Genomic DNA, 4331 nt, shown 5'->3' with positions numbered 1-4331 from the left:
GCGGGTGCGCTTTTGTTATCGGCGGTCGTCATCACGCGGTTCGGCCGGGACGATGACCTGCTGTCGCCACTCCGTGAGCGGTTCCTGTACGCCGTCCCGTGGGGGACTGCAATCGTCGTCGCGATCGTCCTCATCGTCTACTACCTCGTCCAGGGGGGCGGACAGGACGGCGGACCGATCGTCGCGGGGTTCCGGTCCTGGTCGTTTTGGTATCCACAGGGTATGGTGTTTTCGGCCTTTGCCCACGCGAGCCAGTCCCACCTCACCGGCAATCTCTTCGGGACGCTCGCGTTCGCTCCGCTCGTGGAGTATGCCTGGGGCCACTACCCGACAGACAACGACGCCCCTCGTCTGTGGCCGACAACGCCGCGTAGCCGTATCGGGCTGTTCGTGCTCGCTGTCGTTCTCTTTGGGGTCCTGAGCAGCCTGTTCGTGCCGGGCGCAGTCATCGGTTTCTCGGGTGTCGTGTTCGGGTTTGCCGGGTTCGCCGTGGTCACAATGCCACTTGCGACTATCGTCGCTATCGTCGCCATACGCGTGATCAGACTCCTCTGGGAGGCGATTACCAGCCCCGTGATCGTGGCGGAGGCACAGCCCCGGTTTGTCTCCCCAGGGTGGGCGGATGTCGCTTTGCAAGGACACGCCTTCGGATTCATCTTCGGTGTGTTGCTCGCGGTGTTTCTGTTGCGCCGTCGGGGGCAATGGCCCCGCGTCAGGAACGTCTGGCTTGCAGCACTCCTCTTTGCGGTCACACGGTCTATGTTCGCAATCTACTGGTTTGCAGGGACGGATCGGTGGATCCTTTATCAGGCGTTCGGGGCAGGGACGGTGCTCGTGCTTGCCTCGCTCGTGGCGCTTGCCGTCATCCGCACCGACAGAGTTCTCGTATCCACCATCGATCTCTCGGTCCGGGAACTCGCTGTCGGCCTTTTGTTTGCAGCCGTCCTCGCAATCGCGCTGGCTGCGATTCCCTATACGTTCGTGTCGGTCGATCCCGGCGGGGACATAGAGAACGGTCTGGAGGTCCAGGATTACACCGTCGGATACGTCGAGAACGTCGACGACCAGTACGTCTCGGCCATCGACGTACCGCTGGTCCGTGACTCGCTGTCCGTGGAGGTGAGCGGCGTCGTCGTGGCCAGCGACGACAGAAACGTCTGGGGGGTTCCCGTCTCGAGCAACCAGCTCGCATTTCAGGGCCGGGCGACGATTCCAGTCGGGGACGCGAGCTGGCGCGAGACCGTCGTCGTCAACCGGACGACCTGGCGGTTCATCGACGGGAACGCGACGTACAAGATCTTCGGGCGAAGCGGTGACCGCCCACGCAAACGGCTCCACGCCGCGGATCCGGCCCTTTCACACGTCCGTCTCAACGATAGCCGGGTCGCCATCCGACCAGCCGAGGAGTTCTACGACATCGTCATAGCACGCGGCGGGAACGTAGTCGGTGCCCGGCAGATCCCGCCAGCCGGGGAGAACGCCACCGTTGGCGGAATCACGTTCCAGCGGGAGAACAGCACCCTGATCGCACGCCACAACGGGGCCCGAATCAAGCTAGCAAAGTACGAACTGCGAAGGCTGTAGCGGGTCCGTTGCTCCGGATACCGACTGCGGCAGTCGGCCGACCCCTTGCCGAACGCGAGTGCTCTCAGAAGCCGTAACTCGCCGCGAGCAGGTCCTCGCGGCGTTCACCGTACACGTGCGTTCCACCCCCGACGACGTCGACGGTCACCTGTGCTGGGCCGAACAGGTCGAGTGGCAGTTCTTCGTGGTTCCAGTCGACCTCGTCGAAGATATCTGCGAAGGGGGCCCCATACGTTTTGGCGGCGGTGGAAACCACCTCGTCGAACCGGTCGAACGGTTCCTCGACGGCGAGGTGGACCTGACCACCGTAGGCAAGCGAATCGTTCGTTCTGGTCATTGCCGCCGCTTCGCTGTCAGCAACGGGGGCGAGCGGTGCGGACCCGGTCGCTGACAGCACGTCGAGGGGATCGTAGCCGAGTTCCGAGAGCCGGAACGTTGCGAGTTCGGCTGCCCGCGCGGCGGCCACGACGCTGCCGGTGATCGAAGCGGTCGAAAACGTTGGCAGGAAAACAGCACTCTCGGGGACGTTGGCGCGTTCGGCAACCTGTGCCGTCACGCTCTCGGCTGGCAGCGTGTCGGCTTCGACAGCCAGGACGGCAAAGTCGGCGTCTTCGGCGTAGCCGATCCGCTGGTAGATGCGTTCCTCGGCGACGAGTGCGCGGGCGGGCCCGCTCCCGAGCCCATCGAAGTCCTCGGCGGAGAGCTCCCACCCGCCTTTCCCGGCACAGAGCAAGGCAAGTGCGGGCTGATCCGTGGACAACTCCACGTGGGTTAGTGAAGCGCCAGCGACCTCGTCGACACGGGTCTGGACCGTGGCCAGTCCGGCAGTCTGGATCTCGGTCAGCAGCAGGCCGGCCTCGATCCCACCGGGAACGTCGACCCCGAAATCGAGTACCGCGGCGTCACCCGCCAGCGCGTGTACGTCGATTGCGAGTTCCTCCGCGAAGTCGATGGCCTCGTCGACGAGTTCGGTGGCCATCCGATTGAGCGTCTCCATACACACCCCTCGCGCGGCCGGAGGCTTAAGTATCCTGCCGATCGCTGCGTGCGGGCCGCCCGAGTTCCTCCTCGACAGCGTCGACTTTCTGCCGAGCCGGGGCGTCTACCGTCCGCTTGTCGTCTATAAAAGAGAACAGCGCGAGTACCACGGGCCACCGGGCCCGTGGGTGAAGCGCGTCAAAACACGAACGTTTAATAGATAACGAACCATGCTGGAATCCAGTGCAGTCGTCTAAACTCACCCAAACGCTGTCGTTCGGACTAGACATTCACACGGGGAGTGGCGACGACCTGCAAAACGGGTGTATCGAAGCTCGCCGCATCCGGAACGAGACAAACCGCCTCGACAAGCACGGGTGGGAATGGGACGAGATCAAATCAACCGTTGTTGACAACGCTAATCACGTCAAAAACACGAGCCAACTTATCGTTGACAAAGCACTCGGTGAAATCGAAACCTATCACGACAACAAAGACGATGGATGGGGGCGACCGTACCCATACATCGACGGACTATATCCGATGGTGATGAACCACGAGGAAGGCTACCGCCTGTTCCTCAACGACGATGAGACGGTTCGGTTCCGGATTAGTGCCGAACCACGCAACCACGTCAAAGGTGAACTCCGTGGTAGCCCCGACCACTTCGAGCGCCTCCGAACCGCGCTCACCGATGACGACTGGCGAGTGGGGACTGCTGAAATCGTTCACAAGCACGATGAGTGGCGACTCCATGCCACTATAACGCACAAGAATCATCGAGTCGCCAGTAAAGCCGATGCAGACACGATTGTTGGCGTTGATGTGAACGAGGACTGCATCGCACTCGCTGCGATGAGTCGAAGCGGTTCGGTGAAAGACTCTGTAGTGTTCGAGTATCCTTCTGTCAAAGAACGACGCCACGAGTTCTTCACCAAGCGGAAGCGAATGCAGAAAGCCGAGCAGAACGCGTTCGAGACAGTCGTGCAAGCCGAGGAACGCGACTACGTTCACGACTGCTTGCACAAAGTCTCGCGGAAAGTAGTTGAATGGGTATCGCAGTTTTCGGATCCGGTACTCGTCTTTGAAGACCTCAAAGACATGCGAGACACCATCGACTACGGCACGCGGATGAACCGTCGCCTACACTCACTCCCGTTCGCTGCACTCCAAGACATGGTCTCGTACAAGGCTGACTGGAACGGAATTCCCTCTGATGAGGTTGATCCTGAATACACGAGTCAGCGGTGTCCGCGAACGGAGTGCCAGCACACGGAACGAGCGAATCGCCACAAGAAGCGGTTCAAGTGCTGTGAGTGCGAGTTTCAAGACCACGCTGATCGAAAAGCAGCAGTGTGCGTAGTCCAGGCGTGGTTCGAAGAGCAGTATGGAAATGTGCCGTCTCTCGAAACCCTTCCTCGTATAAAGAAGGTGAGACGGGCGGCATCGGGGGCTGGTGGAGGCCCCGACTCTCACGGATGTAATTTGCATTCGGGTGTTGACCGACATGGAACGTTGGCGCGACCGTCACAGGGAGCGCGAGAGGAATTAAAGTCCGTTGCCTCAGCAGTGCAGGATTAAACACGGACGCCCCGCGCCACCGTGCGCGGGGTACTTCACTTTCAGAAACGTGCTGACTCGGTCGGCGTCGACGGCTTCGTGAGCGGCCTGTGCGGCCGCGAACACCTCGGTGGCGTCCTCGGCCTCGATTATCGTCCCCATCGGCGTGGTCTCGTATGCAACGTCGTACCCCTCGAGGGCCGCAACCG

4 protein-coding genes are annotated in these 4331 nt (G+C 61.4%); 2 read left to right on the top strand and 2 right to left on the bottom strand.

Features of this window, described 5'->3' with window-relative positions; all coding sequences use genetic code 11:
- The coding region (locus Q0964_RS09095) for a rhomboid family intramembrane serine protease (RefSeq protein WP_299266264.1) at positions 1-1584 on the top strand (1584 nt) is incomplete at its 5' end.
- A gap of 64 nt (positions 1585-1648) precedes the next feature.
- Here Q0964_RS09095 and mch read toward each other — a convergent pair.
- Entirely contained in the window at positions 1649-2581 is a 933-nt protein-coding gene (mch, locus tag Q0964_RS09090; protein WP_299266262.1) for a methenyltetrahydromethanopterin cyclohydrolase, read from the bottom strand.
- Between the two features lie 224 nt (positions 2582-2805).
- Here mch and Q0964_RS09080 point away from each other — a divergent pair, with 224 nt between their 5' ends.
- Entirely contained in the window at positions 2806-4143 is a 1338-nt protein-coding gene (locus Q0964_RS09080) for an RNA-guided endonuclease TnpB family protein (RefSeq protein WP_299266260.1), read from the top strand.
- Here Q0964_RS09080 and Q0964_RS09075 read toward each other — a convergent pair.
- Positions 4126-4331: thiamine-binding protein (locus tag Q0964_RS09075; RefSeq protein ID WP_299266258.1), on the bottom strand; the 206-nt coding region annotated here is incomplete at its 5' end. The two genes, Q0964_RS09080 and Q0964_RS09075, sit on opposite strands and share 18 nt — an antisense overlap.

This window comes from Halorientalis sp., assembly GCF_028275115.1.
GTDB lineage: Archaea > Halobacteriota > Halobacteria > Halobacteriales > Haloarculaceae > Halorientalis.
This window is presented reverse-complemented; position numbering and strand designations above follow the sequence as displayed.